The organism is Methylobacterium sp. Leaf361, assembly GCF_001424445.1.
Classification (GTDB): Bacteria; Pseudomonadota; Alphaproteobacteria; order Rhizobiales; family Beijerinckiaceae; genus Methylobacterium.
The window spans coordinates 406,747-423,423 of sequence record NZ_LMPY01000012.1 but is presented as its reverse complement, the minus strand read 5'-3'; the positions used below and the strand labels follow the sequence as shown (position 1 = coordinate 423,423).

General features: G+C 71.0%; 14 protein-coding genes. 6 read left to right on the top strand and 8 right to left on the bottom strand.

What is annotated here, in order from left to right; translation table 11 throughout:
- Positions 1-3: 3 nt before the first annotated feature.
- Complete coding sequence (locus ASG32_RS11555) at positions 4-1,278, bottom strand: O-antigen ligase family protein (protein ID WP_056525856.1); 1,275 nt, start codon at positions 1,276-1,278, stop codon at positions 4-6.
- Positions 1,279-1,387: 109 nt separating this feature from the next.
- Positions 1,388-2,395 (bottom strand): GTP-binding protein, encoded by a 1,008-nt coding sequence (locus tag ASG32_RS11550; RefSeq protein WP_056525853.1) that lies wholly within the window; start codon positions 2,393-2,395, stop codon positions 1,388-1,390.
- A 293-nt stretch (positions 2,396-2,688) separates the two neighbouring features.
- Between ASG32_RS11550 and ASG32_RS11545 the strand changes: the two genes are divergently transcribed.
- The 3 genes from ASG32_RS11545 to ASG32_RS11535 all read left to right on the top strand — a co-directional run bounded on the left by ASG32_RS11545 (position 2,689) and on the right by ASG32_RS11535 (position 8,851).
- Positions 2,689-4,011 carry an efflux RND transporter periplasmic adaptor subunit gene (locus ASG32_RS11545; RefSeq protein WP_056525850.1) on the top strand — a complete coding sequence of 441 codons (1,323 nt, stop codon included), beginning with the start codon at positions 2,689-2,691 and terminating at the stop codon, positions 4,009-4,011.
- An 11-nt stretch (positions 4,012-4,022) separates the two neighbouring features.
- Positions 4,023-7,172 carry a CusA/CzcA family heavy metal efflux RND transporter gene (locus tag ASG32_RS11540; RefSeq protein ID WP_056525847.1) on the top strand — a complete coding sequence of 1,050 codons (3,150 nt, stop codon included), beginning with the start codon at positions 4,023-4,025 and terminating at the stop codon, positions 7,170-7,172.
- 143 nt (positions 7,173-7,315) lie between these two features.
- Positions 7,316-8,851 carry an efflux transporter outer membrane subunit gene (locus ASG32_RS11535; RefSeq protein WP_056525844.1) on the top strand — a complete coding sequence of 512 codons (1,536 nt, stop codon included), beginning with the start codon at positions 7,316-7,318 and terminating at the stop codon, positions 8,849-8,851.
- Positions 8,852-8,861: 10 nt separating this feature from the next.
- Here ASG32_RS11535 and ASG32_RS11530 read toward each other — a convergent pair whose 3' ends face one another.
- The 4 genes from ASG32_RS11530 to ASG32_RS11515 all read right to left on the bottom strand — a co-directional run bounded on the left by ASG32_RS11530 (position 8,862) and on the right by ASG32_RS11515 (position 13,039).
- Entirely contained in the window at positions 8,862-9,653 is a 792-nt protein-coding gene (locus ASG32_RS11530) for a flagellar hook basal-body protein (RefSeq protein WP_056525841.1), read from the bottom strand.
- A 136-nt stretch (positions 9,654-9,789) separates the two neighbouring features.
- Positions 9,790-10,272 (bottom strand): secondary thiamine-phosphate synthase enzyme YjbQ, encoded by a 483-nt coding sequence (locus tag ASG32_RS11525; RefSeq protein ID WP_056525838.1) that lies wholly within the window; start codon positions 10,270-10,272, stop codon positions 9,790-9,792.
- Positions 10,269-11,987, bottom strand: a complete 1,719-nt coding sequence (locus ASG32_RS11520; RefSeq protein WP_056525835.1) for a cisplatin damage response ATP-dependent DNA ligase — start codon at positions 11,985-11,987, stop codon at positions 10,269-10,271. Before ASG32_RS11520 ends, ASG32_RS11525 begins: the two co-directional genes overlap by 4 nt.
- Complete coding sequence (locus ASG32_RS11515; RefSeq protein WP_056525831.1) at positions 11,984-13,039, bottom strand: ligase-associated DNA damage response exonuclease; 1,056 nt, start codon at positions 13,037-13,039, stop codon at positions 11,984-11,986. Before ASG32_RS11515 ends, ASG32_RS11520 begins: the two co-directional genes overlap by 4 nt.
- 68 nt (positions 13,040-13,107) lie before the next feature.
- Here ASG32_RS11515 and ASG32_RS11510 point away from each other — a divergent pair, with 68 nt between their 5' ends.
- Complete coding sequence (locus ASG32_RS11510) at positions 13,108-14,055, top strand: methyltransferase domain-containing protein (protein WP_056525827.1); 948 nt, start codon at positions 13,108-13,110, stop codon at positions 14,053-14,055.
- A 69-nt stretch (positions 14,056-14,124) separates the two neighbouring features.
- Positions 14,125-14,919, top strand: coding sequence for a YoaK family protein (locus tag ASG32_RS11505; protein WP_056525824.1), 795 nt, complete (start codon positions 14,125-14,127; stop codon positions 14,917-14,919).
- Positions 14,920-14,946: 27 nt separating this feature from the next.
- On the opposite strand, the gene arfB is transcribed toward ASG32_RS11505, so the two are convergent.
- Entirely contained in the window at positions 14,947-15,378 is a 432-nt protein-coding gene (gene arfB / locus ASG32_RS11500) for an alternative ribosome rescue aminoacyl-tRNA hydrolase ArfB (RefSeq protein WP_056525821.1), read from the bottom strand.
- A gap of 150 nt (positions 15,379-15,528) precedes the next feature.
- Positions 15,529-15,825 (bottom strand): BolA family protein, encoded by a 297-nt coding sequence (locus tag ASG32_RS11495; protein WP_020092683.1) that lies wholly within the window; start codon positions 15,823-15,825, stop codon positions 15,529-15,531.
- A gap of 108 nt (positions 15,826-15,933) precedes the next feature.
- On the opposite strand from ASG32_RS11495, the gene ASG32_RS11490 reads away from it, so the two are divergent.
- Positions 15,934-16,560 (top strand): DnaJ domain-containing protein, encoded by a 627-nt coding sequence (locus ASG32_RS11490; RefSeq protein ID WP_020092684.1) that lies wholly within the window; start codon positions 15,934-15,936, stop codon positions 16,558-16,560.
- Positions 16,561-16,677 lie beyond the last annotated feature (117 nt).

Genomic DNA, 16,677 nt, shown 5'->3' with positions numbered 1-16,677 from the left:
CGCCTAGCGCCGCGTTTCAAGCGCGCCCGCCTGCGGCCGGGTGCCCATGCGCAACCGCGCGGCCTCCAGCGCCCAGACCATGCCCAGCATCATGTAGACGTGGCGCCACTTCTCGATGTCGATCTGGACGGCCTGCAGGAAGAACATCAGCAGCGCCGGCCAGACGATCTGGGCGTGCGCCCGGACCGGCGACGGCCGCGCCAGGAGCCGGAAGCCGACGAGGCCGGTCGCCACCACGAGGCCGATGAACACGGCCCCGCCGAGCCAGCCGCCGTTGGCGAAGGAGCCGATGTAGGAATTGTGCGGTTCGAGCCCGAAGATCAGCCGCCAGTGCATCGGCCCCATCCCGAACGGCCGCTCCAGCAGCATGGCGAAGCCGCGGATCTGGTTGCCGAAGCGGCCGGTCTCGCCCTGGTCGTAGTCCTGGGTCAGGGCCGCCCGGGTCTCGAACATCTTGTGGACGTGGTCGACCGAGAGCAGCCCGATCACCGCGACGGTGCCGAGAACGACGGTCGCCAGGGTCAGGAGCACGATGCGGCGGCGCAGGCGCGGGGAGTCGCTGCCGGCGTAGACCGATCCCACCATCAGCAGCACCGCGACGGCGCTCCCGCCCCAGGACCCGCGCGAGAACGACAGGAAGATGCCGGCCACGATGATCAGCAGGCCGGCGAGGGACACGAGCGGCCGGCGCGTGGAGCCGGTGAGCAGGCCGTGCATCAGGTAGAGCGCGCCGAGCGTCAGGAACGAGCCGAAGACGTTCGGGTCCTGGAACGTGCCCGAGGCCCGGTCGTACTTGTAGAACAGGTCCTCGATCCCGAGCCATTGCAGGTAGCCGACGATGCCCAGCGCCGCCGAGAACACGCAGCTCGCCGTGTAGGCCTTGAGCGCCAGCTCCATCCGGGCGTGCGTGTCGTCCGCGAAGAACATCGCGAAGAAGATGCAGGTGATCGAGAGATAGACCAGCTGCACCGTCCACGTGACCGGGAACTCCTCGTTCAGGTAGGGCAGCAGCGCGGTGACGATGCCAGCGAGGTAGAGGAGCAGGAGCGCCACCAGGGGCACCGCCCCGCGGTGCAGCCGGACGCCGAGGCAGAGCCAGAGCAGGATCGTGGGGATCGCGACCGCGTCGTAGGGCGAGGTCTCCGAGAAGGCGAAGCAGGCGAAGAAGACGAACGCCGCGAACAGCGCCTTGCCCAGCCCCTCGACGGCCGCGATGAGCGGGATTCCGCCCGCCGACCCGGACGGGACCGGGCCTGCGGGCGCTGCGGTGTGGGCCATGGATACGCGGGCTCCGCGGGCCGGTTACGCGGGCCCGCGCCGTCCGTGATGCCACGGAAACGTTGAGAATCGCCTTCCCGGCGCGGGGCGCCGGGGAGGCGGCGCCCGTTCAGGCGCGGCAGGCCTCGAAGCCCTCCTTGATCGCCGCCGGATCGAGGTTGCGGCCGATGAACACCACCCGCGAGACCCGCTTCTCGTCCTGGCCCCAGTCCCCCTGCACGTCGCCGTCGAGGATCATGTGCACGCCCTGGAAGACGAAGCGCTTCGGCTCGTCGGGGAAGGCCACGATCCCCTTGCACCGCAGGATGTCCGGACCCTGCGACTGGGTGAGGTTCGAGATCCACGGCATGAACTTGTCCGGGTCGACCGCGCCCTCGATCTTGGCCGAGATCGAGCGGATGTCGGAATCGTGATGGTGGTGGTGCCCTGCCTCGAGGAAGTCGGGCTCGACGTCGAGGATGCGGTCGAGGTCGAAGGCGTTGCGCTCGAGGACCGCGTCGAGGGGCACGGCGCAGTTCTGCGTGCGGTGGAGCTTGGCCAGCGGGTTGATCGTGCGGATCTCGGCCTCGACGCGGTCGAGGTCGGCCGGGGAGACGAGGTCGCTCTTGTTGAGCAGGATCACGTCCGCGAAGGCGATCTGGTTCTTCGCCTCCGGCGCGTCCTTCAGGCGGTCCGACAGCCACTTGGCGTCGGCCACCGTCACCACGGCGTCGAGGCGGGCGGCCTCGCCGACATCCTGGTCGACGAAGAAGGTCTGCGCCACGGGGGCCGGGTCGGCGAGGCCGGTCGTCTCGACGATGATCGCGTCGAACTTGCCCCGGCGCTTCACCAGCCCGTCCATGATCCGGATCAGGTCGCCGCGCACCGTGCAGCAGACGCAGCCGTTGTTCATCTCGAACACCTCCTCGTCCGCGCCGACGACGAGGTCGTTGTCGATGCCGATCTCGCCGAACTCGTTGACGATCACGGCGTAGCGCTTGCCGTGGTTCTCGGTGAGGATCCGGTTGAGGAGCGTGGTCTTGCCCGCACCGAGGTAGCCGGTGAGCACGGTGACCGGGATCTTGCCGGCGGCGGAACCGGGAGCGGCCGGGGCGGAAGCGTTGCTCGTATCGGACATGACGGCTTCTTCGGTGACGGGTGCGGGATCGCGCGGGCCTGGACCCGCGAGCGTTGTCATATTGTAACAAATCCCGTCAAAGGAAGACGGGGCCACACGGTTTCGCGACCGGGGCGCCGGATCGATTGCCTGTCGGACAAGCTTTGCTCTAGGCACGCCGTACCGCCCGAATCTTCCCGCGGCGCGCCATAGAAAAGCACCAGCGACCGCATTGATGTAGGCGTCGTCCGGGCACGTATCGTACTCTCGTCACCCAGCCCGGACTCTCGGTCCGGACCTAGAAGATCATCCGCATGGACGCCCGAAATCCGCTGGACCAGGACGAGGCCGTCGCCGTCTCCGCGCGCGGGCGCCGGTGGCCCGGCCTGCTGATCGCCGCCGTCCTGCTCGCGGCCGCCCTGGGCGCCGCCATCGCGTTTCCCGACCGGACCCGCGAGGCCGCCGCGCACCTCGTCGCGGCCGTGACCGGGCTGTTCGCCCCGGGCAACCCCGACCCGGGCATCGACGTGGAGAAGGCCGGCCCGGTGGAGCGGGTGTTCCGGCCCTCCAAGGAGCAGCGGGCCGCCTTCGAAATCTTGCCGGTCGCCAACCTCGTGTTCCGGCCCGAGGGCTCGGCCGAGGGACGGATCGCCCTCAACGAGGACGACAACGTCCCGGTGGTCTCGCCCTATGCCGGCCGGGTGACGAAGGTCCTGGTCCGCGCCGGCGACGACGTGAAGGCCGGCGACGTGCTGCTGACGCTCGAGGCCACCGACATGGTCCAGGCGCAGAACGACTATCAGGCGGCCGTGAACAACCTCCAGAAGCAGCAGGCGCTCCTGAAGCTCGACCAGACCATCGCGCAGCGCCAGCAGGAGCTGTTCCAGGCCCGCGCGACGGCACTGAAGGACTACCAGTCGGCCCAGAACGACGTCATCGCCGCCCAGAGCGACCTGAAGACCGCCGAGGGCGCCCTCGACGCGGTGCGGAGCCGCCTGCGCCTGCTGGGCAAGACCGACGCCGAGATCGCCGCCTTCGAGAAGAACGGCACGATGAGCGCCGAGACGCAGATCCGGGCGCCGATCGCCGGCACGATCGTCCAGCGCAAGGTCGGCATCGGGCAGTACCTCTCGGCCTCCAGCGACCCGGTCTTCGTGATCGGCGACCTGTCGACGGTCTGGCTCGTGGCCAACGTCCGCGAGAGCGAGATCCCCAAGATCCGCATCGGCCAGGAGGTCGAGGCGAAGGTGGCGGGCTTCGGCGCGCGGGTGTTCAAGGCCCGGGTGAACTACATGGCCTCCAGCCTCGACCCGGCGACGCGGCGCCTCGCGGTGCGCAGCGAGGTCGACAACCCGGACCGGGTGCTGCGCCCGGAGATGTTCGCCACCTACACGATCATCACCGGCAAGGGTGAGCCGAGCCCGAGCGTGCCGGTGGCCGCCATCGTGTACGAGGGCGACCGCACCCACGTCTGGGTGGCGCGGCCCGACGGCGCCGTGGAGGCGCGCGACATCAAGCTCGGCCTGATCAACGGCGACAACGCCCAGGTCGTCCAGGGCCTGAGCGCGGGCGAGCAGGTCGTCACTCGCGGGGCCCTGTTCATCGACCGGGCGGCGACCGGCGACAAGGCGTCCTGAGCGGGGATCCGATGAACGCCCTGATCGCCTTCTCGCTGCGCCAGCGCGTGCTGGTGGTGCTGCTGTTCGTCGTGATGCTCGGCGTCGGCTACGGCGCCTACACGCAGCTCAACATCGAGGCCTACCCGGATCCGGTCCCGCCGCTCGTCGACGTGATCACCCAGAATCCGGGCCAGTCGGCCGACGAGATCGAGCGCTACATCACCATCCCCCTGGAGGTGGCGCTCGCCGGCATCCCGAACGCCCAGGTGGTCCGGACGATCTCGCTGTTCGGCCTCTCGGACGTGAAGGTCCAGTTCAACTACGAGTACACGTACGAGCAGGCGCTGCAGCGGGTGCTCAACCGCCTGTCGCAGGCCCCGACCCTGCCCAACGGCGCCACACCGCAGATCTCGCCGACGAGCCCGGTGGGCGAGATCATGCGCTACAAGCTCGTCGGCCCGGCGGGCTACTCGCCCATGGACATGAAGACCCTGCAGGACTGGGTGCTGCAGCGCCGGTTCAAGGCGATCCCCGGCGTCGTCGACGTCACGGCCTTCGGCGGCAAGGCCAAGGAGTACGAGGTCGCGGTCGACCTGAACCGCCTCCAGGCCCAGGGCCTGACCCTGGTGCAGCTGACCAACGCGCTGAACAACGCCTCGATCAACGTCGGCGGCCAGACGCTGAACGTCGGGCAGCAATCGGCGGTGGTGCGCGGCATCGGCCTGATCCGCGACATGGACGACATTCGCGACACGATGATCAGCCTCGTCAACGGCACCCCGGTGCTCGTGCGGGACGTGGCGGAGGTGCGCGTGTCGAACGCCCCGCGCCTCGGCATCGTCGGCCACGACAACCAGCCCGACATCGTCGAGGGCATCGTGCTCATGACCCGCGGCGGCAAGAGCCTGCCGACGCTGGAGCGGGTCGAGGCCGAGATCGACAAGATCAACAGCTCCACGATCCTGCCGCCCGACGTGAAGATCGAGCGGATCTACGACCGCTCGGGCCTGATCCACACCACCACCCACACGGTGATGCACAACCTCGTCTTCGGCGTGGTGCTGGTCTTCGTGGTGCAGTGGCTGTTCCTCGGCTCGCTCACGAGCGCGATCATCGTGGCGGCCACGATCCCGTTCGCGCTCGGCTTCGCGATCCTGATCCTGGTGGTGCGCGGCGACTCGGCCAACCTGCTGTCGCTCGGCGCGATCGATTTCGGCCTGATCGTCGACGCGACCGTGATCATGGTGGAGAACGTCTTCCGCCACATCGCCGAGCCCGATCACGTGAAGGGCGAGGATCCGCCCGACGGCCTCACCGGGCGGCTCGGCACCATCGCGGTCGCCGGGCGCGAGGTGAACCGGGCGATCTTCTTCTCGGCGACGATCATCATCGTCGGCTTCCTGCCGCTGTTCACGATGACCGGCGTCGAGGGCCATATCTTCGGCCCGATGGCCAAGACCTACGCGTACGCGCTGCTCGGCGGCCTGCTGGCGACCTTCACCGTCTCGCCCGCGCTCTCGGCCCTCATGCTGCCGAAGAAGCTCGAGGAGCGCGACACCCTGATCGTGCGGGTGCTGCGCGTCGGCCACGAGGCGGCCCTGCGCTTCGGCCTGCGCAACCGGATCCTGGCGGTCGCCGTGATGCTGGCGGTGCTGCTGGTCTCGGGCCTCACGGCCCGCAACCTCGGCCTCGAATTTCTGCCGCGTCTCGAGGAGGGCAACCTCTACGTGCGCGGGACGATGCCGTCCTCGATCTCGCTGGAGGCCGGCAACGGCTACGTCCAGCGCATGCGCAAGATCTTCCAGGAGGTTCCGGAGGTCACCACCGTCCTGTCGCACCAGGGCCGCCCGAACGACGGCACCGACGCCACCGGCTTCTTCAACGTCGAGATCCTGGCGCCGCTCAAGCCGATCGACCAGTGGCGCAAGGGCCTCGACAAGGAGACCCTGATCCAGGACCTCAGCAAGAAACTGGAGGCCGAATTCCCCGGTATCGAATTCAACTTCTCGCAGTATATCGAGGACAACGTCCAGGAGGCGGCCTCGGGCGTGAAGGGCGAGAACTCGGTCAAGATCTACGGCAACGACCTCGCGCAGCTCACCAAGACCGCCAACGCCGTCAAGGCCGCGCTCGCCACCGTCCCGGGCGTCACCGACCTGTCGGTGTTCGAATCCCTCGGCCAGCCGACGGTGCGGATCGACGTCGACCGCCACAAGGCCGCCCGCTACGGCCTCTCGATCGGCGACGTGAACACCACGATCCAGGCGGCGATCGGCGGCCAGACCGCGGGCGACCTCTACGAGTACGGCTCCGACCGCCACTTCCCGATGCGGGTGCGGCTCGCCAAGGAGTACCGCTCCTCGCTCGCCGGCATCCGCAACATCGCAGTCGGCGCCCAGAACCCCAACGGCGGCGTGATCCAGGTGCCGCTCTCCGAGATCGCCGACGTCGACCTCGTCTCCGGCGCCTCGTTCATCTACCGCGAGGACCAGCAGCGCTACATCCCGGTGAAGTTCTCGGTGCGCGGCCGCGACCTCGGCAGCGCCGTGCTCGAGGCCCAGCGAAAGGTCGCCGACGCGGTCGACCTCCCGCCAGGCTACCGGCTGGAATGGGTCGGCCAGTTCACCAACCTGAAGGAGGCGGCCGCCCGCCTCAGCCTCGTGGTGCCGATCACGCTGCTGCTGATCGCGCTGCTCCTCTACATCAACTTCTCATCGGTGGCCGACATGCTGCTGACCCTGTCGGTCATCCCGATGGCGATGATCGGCGGCATTTTCGCCCTGGCGCTGACCGGCACGCCGTTCTCGATCTCGGCGGCGATCGGCTTCATCGCGCTGTTCGGGATCTCGACCATGGAGGGGGTGATCCTGCTCGCCTACTACAACCAGCTGCTCGACGAGGGCTGGAAGCGGCAAGAGGCGGTCTGGCACGCCGCCGTGGTCCGCATGCGCCCGGTGATGATGACCTGCGTGGCGGCCTGCGTCGGCCTGCTGCCGGCCGCGGTCTCCACCGGCATCGGCTCGCAGGTGCAGAAGCCGCTGGCGCTCGTGGTGGTGGGCGGCATCATCCTGGCGCCGAACCTGATCCTCGTGATCGTCCCGGTGCTGATCTCGCTGTTCTCCCGCCGCCGCCCGAACCCGGACGCCCGGGCGCGGCCCGCGCACCGGGCCGCCGCGTGAGCCGGCTCACGACCACGCGGGCCGGCGCGCGGCCCGTTGCAGGGGGGCCACAACGGCCGCGCCGCGCGCGCCGCCTGGGGACGGTCGGATTGACTTGGCAGCGGGTCGCGCCGCTCTACCGAGGTGAGGTTTTCGGGGGCGGGATGGTGAGCTTTGCGCCGAGACGGTGCGGACGGGCGACCGCGTGGCTGGCGGCCTCCCTGGGCCTGTCGGCCTGCGCGGTCGGCCCGAACTTCGTGGCGCCCGAGGCTCCGCCGGTCGGCCGCTACACCAAGGAACCGCTGCAGAATCCCTCCGCGGCCGACAACATCCGGACCCGGCAGGGCGGCTCGGCCGACCAGAGCTTCGTGTCCGGCGCCGACATCCCGGGCGAGTGGTGGAGGCTGTTCCACTCGAAGGCCCTGAACCGCGTCGTCGAGCAGGCGCTCGCCAACAACCCGACGCTGGAGGCCGCGCAGGCCTCCCTGCGGGTGGCGCAGCAGAACGTGCTGGCCCAGAAGGGCACCCTCTACCCGAGCCTGACCGCGACGCCGCAGGTCCAGGGGGCGCTGGCGCCCGGCCTCGACCTGCAATCGCCCCTCAACAATCAGAGCCGGTACCTCTACAGCCTGTCCACGCCGCAGGCGGTGGTCTCGTACAATCCCGACGTGTTCGGCGGGAATCGCCGGCAGATCGAGTCGCTGGAGGCCACCACCGAGAACCAGCGCTTCCAGCTGGAGGCGGCCTACCTGAGCCTGACCGCCAACGTCGTCGCCGCCGCGATCCAGGAAGCGTCCCTGCGGGCGCAGATCGACGCGACCCGCAAGGTGATCCAGGCGCAGACCGAGGTCCTGCAGCTCTACAACAAGCAGCTCTCGCTGGGTCAGATCGCCGGGGCCGACGTGGTGCAGCAGCAGGCCGCGCTGGCGCTGTCGCAGCAGCTCCTGCCGCCGCTGGAGAAGGCGCTCGCCCAGCAGCGCAACCTGCTGACCGCCCTGGCGGGACGCCTGCCCTCCGACGAGGTCTCCGAGACCTTCGACCTCGCCGCCCTGCGCCTGCCGACCCGGCTCCCGGTGAGCCTGCCCTCGCGGCTCGTGCAGCAGCGCCCCGACGTGAAGGCGGCGGAGGCCCTGGTGCAGCAGGCGAGTGCCAATGTCGGCGTCGCGTTGGCGAACCGCCTGCCGCAGTTCAGCCTGACCGCCACGGGCGGCTCCAGCGCCACGCGGATCGCCCAGATCGCCAACCCGGGCGCGGCGTTCTTCACGATCGTCGGGCAGGCGACGGCGCCGATCTTCGATGCCGGCACCCTGTTCCGGCGCCAGCGGGCCGCCGAGGAATCGCTGACGGAGGCGCAGGCGCAGTACAAGGCGACGGTGATCACCGCCTTCCAGAACGTCGCGGACGCGCTGCGCGCGCTCCAGGCCGACGCGAAGGCCGTGGCCGCCGCCGACGCGGCGGTGAGCGCCACGAACCAGAGCCTCGCGCTGATCCGCAAGCAGTACACGGCCGGGGCGATCACCTCCTCGCAGGTGCTGATCGCGCAGCAGGGCTACCTCTCGGCGCTGGTGACCTCGGCGGCGGCGCGCGCCACCCAGTACGCCGACACCGCCGCGCTGTTCGTGGCCCTCGGCGGCGGCTGGTGGAACCGCGCCGACGTGGCGCCGCCCCCGCCCGAGAAGGACCCGCTGAAGTTCCTCTGACGGGGCCGCCTCAGGTGTACATCGCGATGGCGTCCTGCAGCATCTGGTCGGTGGTGCTCATGACCTTGGTGTTGGCCGTGTAGGCCTGCTGGGTCTCGATCATCTTCGAGAACTGATCCGAGATCCCGGCATTGGACTGCTCCACCGAGCCGGCCGTGATGGTCGCGCCGTTGAGGCCGTAGCTCGGCGTCCCGGACTGGCCGGTGGCCACGTAGGTGCCGCCGTCGAGCGAGGCGAGGTTGTCCTGCATGCCGAACTGCGCCAGCTGCAGCGTGCCGAGGGCCAGGGTGCTGCCGTCCGCGGCTGTGCCCGTGAGGGTGCCGGCGGGCGAGACCGCGAGGCTCGCCAGGGTGCTCGCCCCGGTCGGAACCTGGACGGGGGTCGTCGCCGAGGGGCCGGCGAACAGGTAGTAGCCCGCGCCGTTGGAGAGGTAGCCGCTGGCGTCCGGCGCGAAGTCGCCGCGCCGCGTGTAGCCGGTGTCGCCGGCGAAGGCCGGGCTGTCCGGCGTCCCGGTGTTCTTCTTGACGACGAAGTAGCCGTTGCCCGAGATCGCGAGGTTGGTCGCCACACCGGTCGACTGCATCGTGCCCTGGATGTTGAGGCTGTTGCGCGTGCTCGGCAGCACGCCGCCGGTCAGCTGCGTGCCGTCCCGGGTCTCGGCCAGCATGTCGGCGAACCGCGTCTCGGTGGACTTGAAGCCCACCGTCTGGGTGTTGGCGATGTTCCCCGAGATGTTGTTCAGGGCCAGGGACTGCGCCGAGGCGCCGGAAATCGAGTTCGAGAGCGCGGTGTAAAGGCCCATCGGGGTCTCCGTTCGCCGGAGCGGCACGGTCCCCGATCCGACGGAGGCCGATAAGGACCCACTATGGTTAACCGACGGTGTGTGACCGCGTGTTGCTGAGCCGGCCCGCGCCGCCCGCGCGACGCCGGCGGACGCGTCACGCCCCGAGGACGCTCAGCACGATCTCCCGCCGGTGCGGCCGGTCGCGGTGCTCGATCAGGTAGATCCCCTGCCAGGTGCCGAGCGCCAGCGCCCCGCCGACCAGCGGGATGGTCAGGGCCGAATCGGTGACCAGGGTGCGGATATGGGCCGGCATGTCGTCCGGCCCCTCGGCGCCGTGGACGTAGCCGGCGTGGCGCGGCGCGAAGCCGTCGAGCGCGGTCATCAGGTCGGTCTGGACGTCGGGATCGGCGTTCTCCTGGATGGTCAGCGAGGCCGAGGTGTGCCGGCAGAACACCGTGACGAGACCGTCCCGGACGCCGCTGCCGCGCACGAACGCGGCCACCGCGGCGGTGAAATCCGTGAAGCCCGGACCCGGGGTCGCGATGGTGAGGCGCCCGCTCGCGTGGCGCTCCACCGCGCCGGAGGCGAGCGTCTCGACCGGCCCGATCCTGCCCTCCCGGCCGTGTCCCTGCCTCATGCGGTCTTCTCCATCAGGGCCGCGCCCGGCGCGATCTCGCGCTCGCCCCGGGCGAGGATCCGTTCCAGCACGTCGATCCGGTCGGCCTCCGCGGGCGGCTTGTCCCAGCGGATGCGGCTGACCCGGGGGAAGCGCATGGCCACGCCCGACTTGTGCCGGGTCGAGCGCTGCACGCCCTCGAAGGCGATCTCGAGAACGAGCCCGGCCTCGCGGCCGTGGGCGACCTCGCGCACCGGGCCGAAGCGCTTGGTGGTGTTGTTGCGGACGTAGCGGTCGAGCTTGGCGAGCTCGGCGTCGGTGAAGCCGTGATAGGCCTTGCCCACCGGCACCAGCTCGTCGCCGCCCTCGGGCGCCTCCCGCCAGACCCCGAACGTGTAGTCCGAGTAGAAGGACGAGCGCTTCCCGTGCCCGCGCTGGGCATACATCATCACGGCGTCGACGATGTGCGGCTCGCGCTTCCACTTCCACCAGGGTCCCTTGGGGCGTCCCGGCAGGTAGGGGCTGTTGAGGCGCTTGAGCATCACGCCCTCGATGGCGTCGGCATCCGCGCCGGCGCCCACCGAGGCCGGGTCCGCCCGGGCGGCCGCCAGGGCCTCCCAGTCCGCGAAGGGCACGAGCGGCGAGATGTCGATCCGCGCGTGGTCGAGGCGCGTGACCAGCGCCTCCAGCTTCCGCCGCCGCTCCGCGAAGGGTTCTGCCCGAAGGTCGTCGCCCTCCAGGGTGAGGAGGTCGTAGGCCCGCACGTGGGCCGGGAACTCCTCCAGGAGCTTGCCCGTCACGGCCTTCCGGTTCAGGCGCTGCTGCAGCACGTTGAAGCTCTGCACCCGATGCTCGCGGAGGATCAGCAGCTCGCCGTCGAGGGCGCCCGCGAAGGTGATGGCCTCGGCGAGGTCCGGGAACGCCCCGGTGATGTCCTCGCCGGTGCGCGAATAGACCTTCCCGACCTGCTGGCCGGCCCGGTCGAGACCGCCGACGAGCTGGACGCGGATGCCGTCCCACTTCCACTCTGCCGAGAACGCCCCGGCCTCCAGCTTCTCGAGGTCGGCCTCCTCCTCGATCGGGTGCGACAGCATCGGCGGCCGGAACGGCGCGGGGTTCAGGGTCTCGGGCCGCTCGGCCCGGCCCTCGACCCAGGCGAACAGGGTCTCGAAGGGTGGGGTCAGCCCGTGCCAGACCTCCTCGACGGCGTCGGCGTCGTGGTTGCCCAGCGCGCCCACCGCCGTCTTGGCGAGCCGCGCCGAGACGCCGACCCGCAGGTTGCCGGTGACCAGCTTCAGGAGCGCCCAGCGCCCGGTCTCGTCGAGGGCGTCGAGCCAGTCGGCGAGATGGCGGGGCAGATCGCGCTTGGGGATGGTCGCGAGGGTTTCCACGACCTCGGCCAGGGTCGGGACATGCGGCGGCGGGTTGTTGTGGCCGGGGCCCGGTTCCCGCGGCGCCTCCGCCGGTCCCGGCCAGATCAGCGCCGTCGTCTCCGCGAGGTCGCCCACGTAATTGTGCGACAGCCGGAACAGCACCGGGTCGATCCGCTCCTCGACCAGTCCCCGGATCAGGGCCGGCTTGGCCTCGCGGAAGCTCAGCGTGCCGGTCATGGCGCCGAGCGCGTAGCCGCGCTCGGGATCGGGCGTGCGCGCGAAGTAGTCCTGGAGCATGCGCAGCTTGGCGTTGCGGCGCGGCTCGTAGGCGAGGCGGTCGAGCAGGTGGGCGAAGTCGTTCACGCCGCCGCCTCCGCCTCGGAGCCTGCCTCCGAGGTCCCCTCGACCTCGCCGTCATCGCCGTAGCCCAGCAGGTGGAGCGGCTTCGCCCGGATCCCCTGCGTCCCGCACCAGTGGACCAGCGCGTCCTCCTGGCCGTGGGTCACCCAGACCTCGCCGGCGCCGGTGTCGCGGATGGTGCGGCACAGGTCGGGCCAGTCGGAATGGTCGGAGATCACCAGCGGCAGCTCGACGCCCTTCTGGCGGGCGCGGGCGCGCACCCGCATCCAGCCCGAGGCGAAGCAGGTCACCGGGTCGGGGAACTTGCGGGACCACAGGTCCTGGATCGACGAGGGCGGGCAGAGCACGATCGCCCCGTGCAGGTCCTTCCGCTCGGCGGCCACGACCTTGGGCGTGTCGCCGAGCGGCACGCCCTCCTCCTTGTAGAGCGTCGTCAGCTTCTCCATGGCGCCGTGCAGGTGGATCGGGCGGTCCCAGCCCTCCTCGCGCAGGAGCGCCATCACCCGCTGCGCCTTGCCGAGCGCGTAGGCGCCCACGATGTGGGCGCGCTCCGGGAACAGCTTCACCGATTCGAGGAGCTTGCGGACCTCGCCCCGCGTATCGGGATGGGTGAAGACCGGCAGTCCGAAGGTCGCCTCGGTGATGAACACGTCGCAGGGCACGACCTCGAAGGGCAGGCAGGTCGGGTCCGGCGCGCGCTTGTAGTCGCCCGACACCACGACGCGGACGCCGTCCCGCTCGATGGCGATCTGCGCCGACCCGAGGACGTGGCCGGCCGGGGCGAAGCGCACGGTCACGTCGCCGACGCGGAGCGCCGCGCCGAGCTGCGCCTCCTGCCGCTGGCGGCAGAAATCCGCGCCGTAGCGCACCGCCATGATCCGCAGGGTCTCGGGCGTCGCCAGCACCTGGCCGTGGCCCGCGCGGGCGTGGTCGGCGTGCCCGTGCGTGATCAGCGCGCGCTCCACGGGCCAGGTCGGATCGACGTGGAAGCGCCCGAGGGGGCAGTAGAGACCCTCGCGGGTCAGGGTGAGGAGATCGCTGGCGCGTATCGGCATCGGGTCCGTGCTGCCGGTGGAGTCCGCCGGTGGCCCCGGTATATAGGCGCCCCCGACCCGGCAGACGCATGGCCTCGCAGCTCAGTTCCGGCGACCTTCTCGCCGATCGCCGCTACCGCTACGCCGAGGCCTGCCTCGCCGAGGGCGACCACGCGGGCGCCGCCGACCTCGCCGAGCAGGTCTTGGAACGCGCCCCGCGCTACGCGCCGGCCTGGCTCCTGCTGGGCCGGGCGCGCGCGGGCTTGGCCGCCGCCGGCCCCGATCCGGCCCTGCGCGACGCGGCGGCGCAGGCCTTTTCCCGCGCCCTCGACATCGATCCCGAGGACCGGCTGGGCGTGCGCGCGCATCTCGTCCGCCTGGGCGGCGGCGACACCCTCCCGGTCCTGTCGCCGGCCTATGTCCGCGCCCTGTTCGACGGCTACGCGCCGCGGTTCGAGCGCCACCTCGTGGACGGCCTCGGCTATGTCGGCCCGCAGATTGTCCGCGACGCCCTGCCGCGCGTTCCGGAGCGCTTCGCGGTCGGTCTCGATCTCGGCTGCGGCACGGGGCTGATGGGCGAGGTCGTGCGCGACCGGGTCGACCATCTCACCGGAATCGACCTCTCCCCCGGGATGCTGGCGCTGGCGCGGGCCAAGACGGCGCGGGGTCGGCCGCTCTACGAGCGCCTCGTCGAGGGCGACCTCGGCGCCGCCCTGGCCGACCTGCCGGAAGCCTCGGCCGACCTCTGCCTCGCCGCGGACGTCCTGATCTACGTCGCGGACCTCGCGACGTTCCTGGCGCGGGTGGGGCGGGTCCTGCGGCCGGGCGGGCTCGGCGCCGTCACGGTGCAATCCCACGACGGCCCCGGTTCCGTCCTGGGCGAGGACGGCCGCTACGCCCACGCGGAGGCCCACATCGCGGCGACGGCAGCCGCGTCCGGATTAGAGCTGCTGACGACGAGACCGGCGGAAGTCCGTCGCGAGGGCGGACGGCCGGTGCCGGGGCGCGTCGTTGTGTTGCGGCGCACATCGGCATGAAACCGCTCCGCTATTCGTCCATTGTCAGTCGACCGCGACTAGGCGCGGCGGCTCGATCGGGGGATCAGCATGGCGGAATACGGAAGTCGGACAGGTGGTGCAGCACCGGAGCGGAAACCTGAGCCACCGGCCGACAAGTCGTTTCCCGCCGATCCGCGAACCCGCATCCCTTTCGCGATCGCCCTCGCGGCGCTCGCGGGCTGCGCCGACTCCATCGGCTTCCTGGAATTCTCGCAGCTCTTCATGTCGTTCATGTCGGGCAACACCACCCGCTTCGGCGTGGCGGTCGCCAACGCCGACTGGGAGAATGTCAGCCGCGTCGCCAGCACCATCTGCATGTTCTGCTTCGGCGCCTTCCTGGGGACGCTGATCGCCGCCTGGGTCGGGCGCTGGCGCCTCGCCGTGCTGCTGACGCTCCAGGCCCTGCTGCTCGCCGGCGGCCTGCTGATGCCCTGGGGCACCTTCGCCTACCCGCTCCACGCCTACCCGATCGTGCTGGCGCTGGGCCTCCAGAACGCGACGCTGCAGGACGAGGGCGGCCGCTCCCTGGCGCTCACCTACGTCACGGGCGCCGTGGTGCGTTTCGGCACGGGCTGCGCCAACCTGCTGCTCGGCACGGTGGCGCCGTCCTTCTGGATCCAGGCGCCGCTCTGGGCCGGGCTCAGCACCGGCGCCGTCGTCGGCGGCCTGCTCGACATGCGCTACGGCGAATCGGCCTTCCTGTTCCCGGCGGCGCTGGCCGCCATCCTGGCGATGATCGCGATCGTCCTGACCATCGCCAAGCCGGGCAGCACCCTGGTGGCGGGCTCCTCCCCGGCGCCCGACGCCAGCCCGAAGGCCGAGGTCATCGACGCGATCCACTGAGACCCGGCCGCGGCGGCGGGATCGGGGTCAGCCGTCCGAATCCCGGACGCTGCCCCGGCCCTGCTTGATCGCGGCGCGGCTCTTCTTCGCGCCGATGCGCCGCTCCTGCGAGCCCCGGGTCGGCTTCGTGGGCCGGCGGATCGGCGGCGGCGGCTTGGCCGCCTCCGCCACCAGATCGACGAGCCGCTGCAGCACGTCGGCCCGGTTGCGCTCCTGCGTCCGGTGCCGCTGCCCGGCGAGGACGAGCACGCCGTCCTTGGTCATCCGCCGCCCGGCGAGCCGCACCAGATTGGCCCGCACCCGCTCGTCGAGGGCGGGCGAGGCCAGCGCCGCCCAGCGCAGCTGGACCGCGGTCTCGACCTTGTTGACGTTCTGTCCGCCGGCGCCCGAGGCGCGCATGAAGGACAGCTCGATCTCGTCCTCGTCGATGGCGATGCGCGGCGTTACCCGCAGGGGCATGGCACCCTCCCCGGCCGCGCGCCCGCGTCTGGTGCGCAGCCCGCGGGCGCGCGGATGCGGATCGGCGGCTCCGTCACCATATCTGTCCCGTGCCTCCCGTCCCGTACCCCGTCGGCGCGATCCCGCCCGCGTCCCCAGCGGGGCCCCGATTCAGGCCGCCTCGGCCGGCGTGCGGGCGCGGAGCGCGAGGGCGTGTAGGCCCCGCTTGAACGCGTCGTCGAGCAGCGCGTTCACCAAGCGGTGCCGCTCGACGCGGCTCTTGCCCTCGAATGCCGACGCGACGATGTCGAGCCGGTAATGGGTCTCGCCCCCCGGCCGCGCTCCCGCGTGGCCGGCATGCAGATGCGACTCGTCGATCACGTCGAGCCGCGCCGGCGCGAGTTGCTCCCGCAGCCGCGCCTCCATCCAGTCCCGCAGGGTGCCGCCCGCGCCCGCACCGTCCGTCATCGTGCCCTCGCGTCGTGTCCGTGGGCGCCGTCAAGCCCGATCCCGCGCATGCGTCATCAGGCCCGGTGCCCTTGTGTCTCAGGTCCGCCCCCTCATAATCGGCCCGTCATGGATCTCAACTCGCGCCTGTTCGACAGCATCCGGATCAAGCCGACCTGCGACGAGCCGAAGCCCGCCGCGGAAGCCGGCTGCGAGAGCCCCGGCTGCACCCATCCGGGCCTGTACCGGGCGCCGAAGGGGCGGAAGGCGGAGGGCCAGTACTGGCGCTTCTGCATCGACCATGTCCGCGCCTACAACGCCACCTACAATTACTTCGATGGCATGAACGACGCCGCCGTTCAGGCCTACCAGAAGGACGCGATCATCGGTCATCGCCCAACCTGGGCGATGGGCGTGAACCGGACCGGCGAGGCCAAGCCGGCGGACGAGCCGGTTCGGGACTGGGCCTACGTCGATCCCCTCGGCATCCTGCGCGGCGAGGGCGTCGGCGACGCGCGCCGGCGTGCCCGCCAGCCCGAGGAGCCGCGCAAGCCCAAGCACTCGGCGACGGTGCGCCGCGCCCTCGACGTGATGGGCCTCGAGGAGGGCGCGGACGCGGCTGCCATCAAGGCGCAGTACAAGGTGCTGGTGAAGCGCTTCCACCCGGACGCCAACGGCGGCGACCGCTCCTTCGAGGAGCGCCTGCGCGACATCATTCGCGCCCACGACGTGCTCCGCGCGGCCGGTCTCTGCTGAGCGGCACGAACGATGCACGCCGGTTCGCACCCAGGATAGGGCAAACCGCGCGGGGCGGCCCTATATGGGATCCATGCCGGTCGGTGGCGCGCGAGCGCGCCGCCGTCTAAGGATGGC

Bases quoted from the DNA above. Each gene is read 5' to 3' on its own strand.
- ASG32_RS11515 (WP_056525831.1), bottom strand. From the start codon at position 13,039: ATGCCGATACGCGCCAGCGATCTCCTCACCCTGACCCGCGAGGGTCTC.
- ASG32_RS11535 (WP_056525844.1), top strand. From the start codon at position 7,316: ATGGTGAGCTTTGCGCCGAGACGGTGCGGACGGGCGACCGCGTGGCTG.
- ASG32_RS11525 (WP_056525838.1), bottom strand. From the start codon at position 10,272: ATGAGGCAGGGACACGGCCGGGAGGGCAGGATCGGGCCGGTCGAGACG.
- ASG32_RS11505 (WP_056525824.1), top strand. From the start codon at position 14,125: ATGGCGGAATACGGAAGTCGGACAGGTGGTGCAGCACCGGAGCGGAAA.
- ASG32_RS11490 (WP_020092684.1), top strand. From the start codon at position 15,934: ATGGATCTCAACTCGCGCCTGTTCGACAGCATCCGGATCAAGCCGACC.
- ASG32_RS11555 (WP_056525856.1), bottom strand. From the start codon at position 1,278: ATGGCCCACACCGCAGCGCCCGCAGGCCCGGTCCCGTCCGGGTCGGCG.
- ASG32_RS11530 (WP_056525841.1), bottom strand. From the start codon at position 9,653: ATGGGCCTTTACACCGCGCTCTCGAACTCGATTTCCGGCGCCTCGGCG.
- ASG32_RS11540 (WP_056525847.1), top strand. From the start codon at position 4,023: ATGAACGCCCTGATCGCCTTCTCGCTGCGCCAGCGCGTGCTGGTGGTG.
- ASG32_RS11550 (WP_056525853.1), bottom strand. From the start codon at position 2,395: ATGTCCGATACGAGCAACGCTTCCGCCCCGGCCGCTCCCGGTTCCGCC.
- ASG32_RS11495 (WP_020092683.1), bottom strand. From the start codon at position 15,825: ATGACGGACGGTGCGGGCGCGGGCGGCACCCTGCGGGACTGGATGGAG.
- ASG32_RS11545 (WP_056525850.1), top strand. From the start codon at position 2,689: ATGGACGCCCGAAATCCGCTGGACCAGGACGAGGCCGTCGCCGTCTCC.
- arfB (WP_056525821.1), bottom strand. From the start codon at position 15,378: ATGCCCCTGCGGGTAACGCCGCGCATCGCCATCGACGAGGACGAGATC.
- ASG32_RS11510 (WP_056525827.1), top strand. From the start codon at position 13,108: ATGGCCTCGCAGCTCAGTTCCGGCGACCTTCTCGCCGATCGCCGCTAC.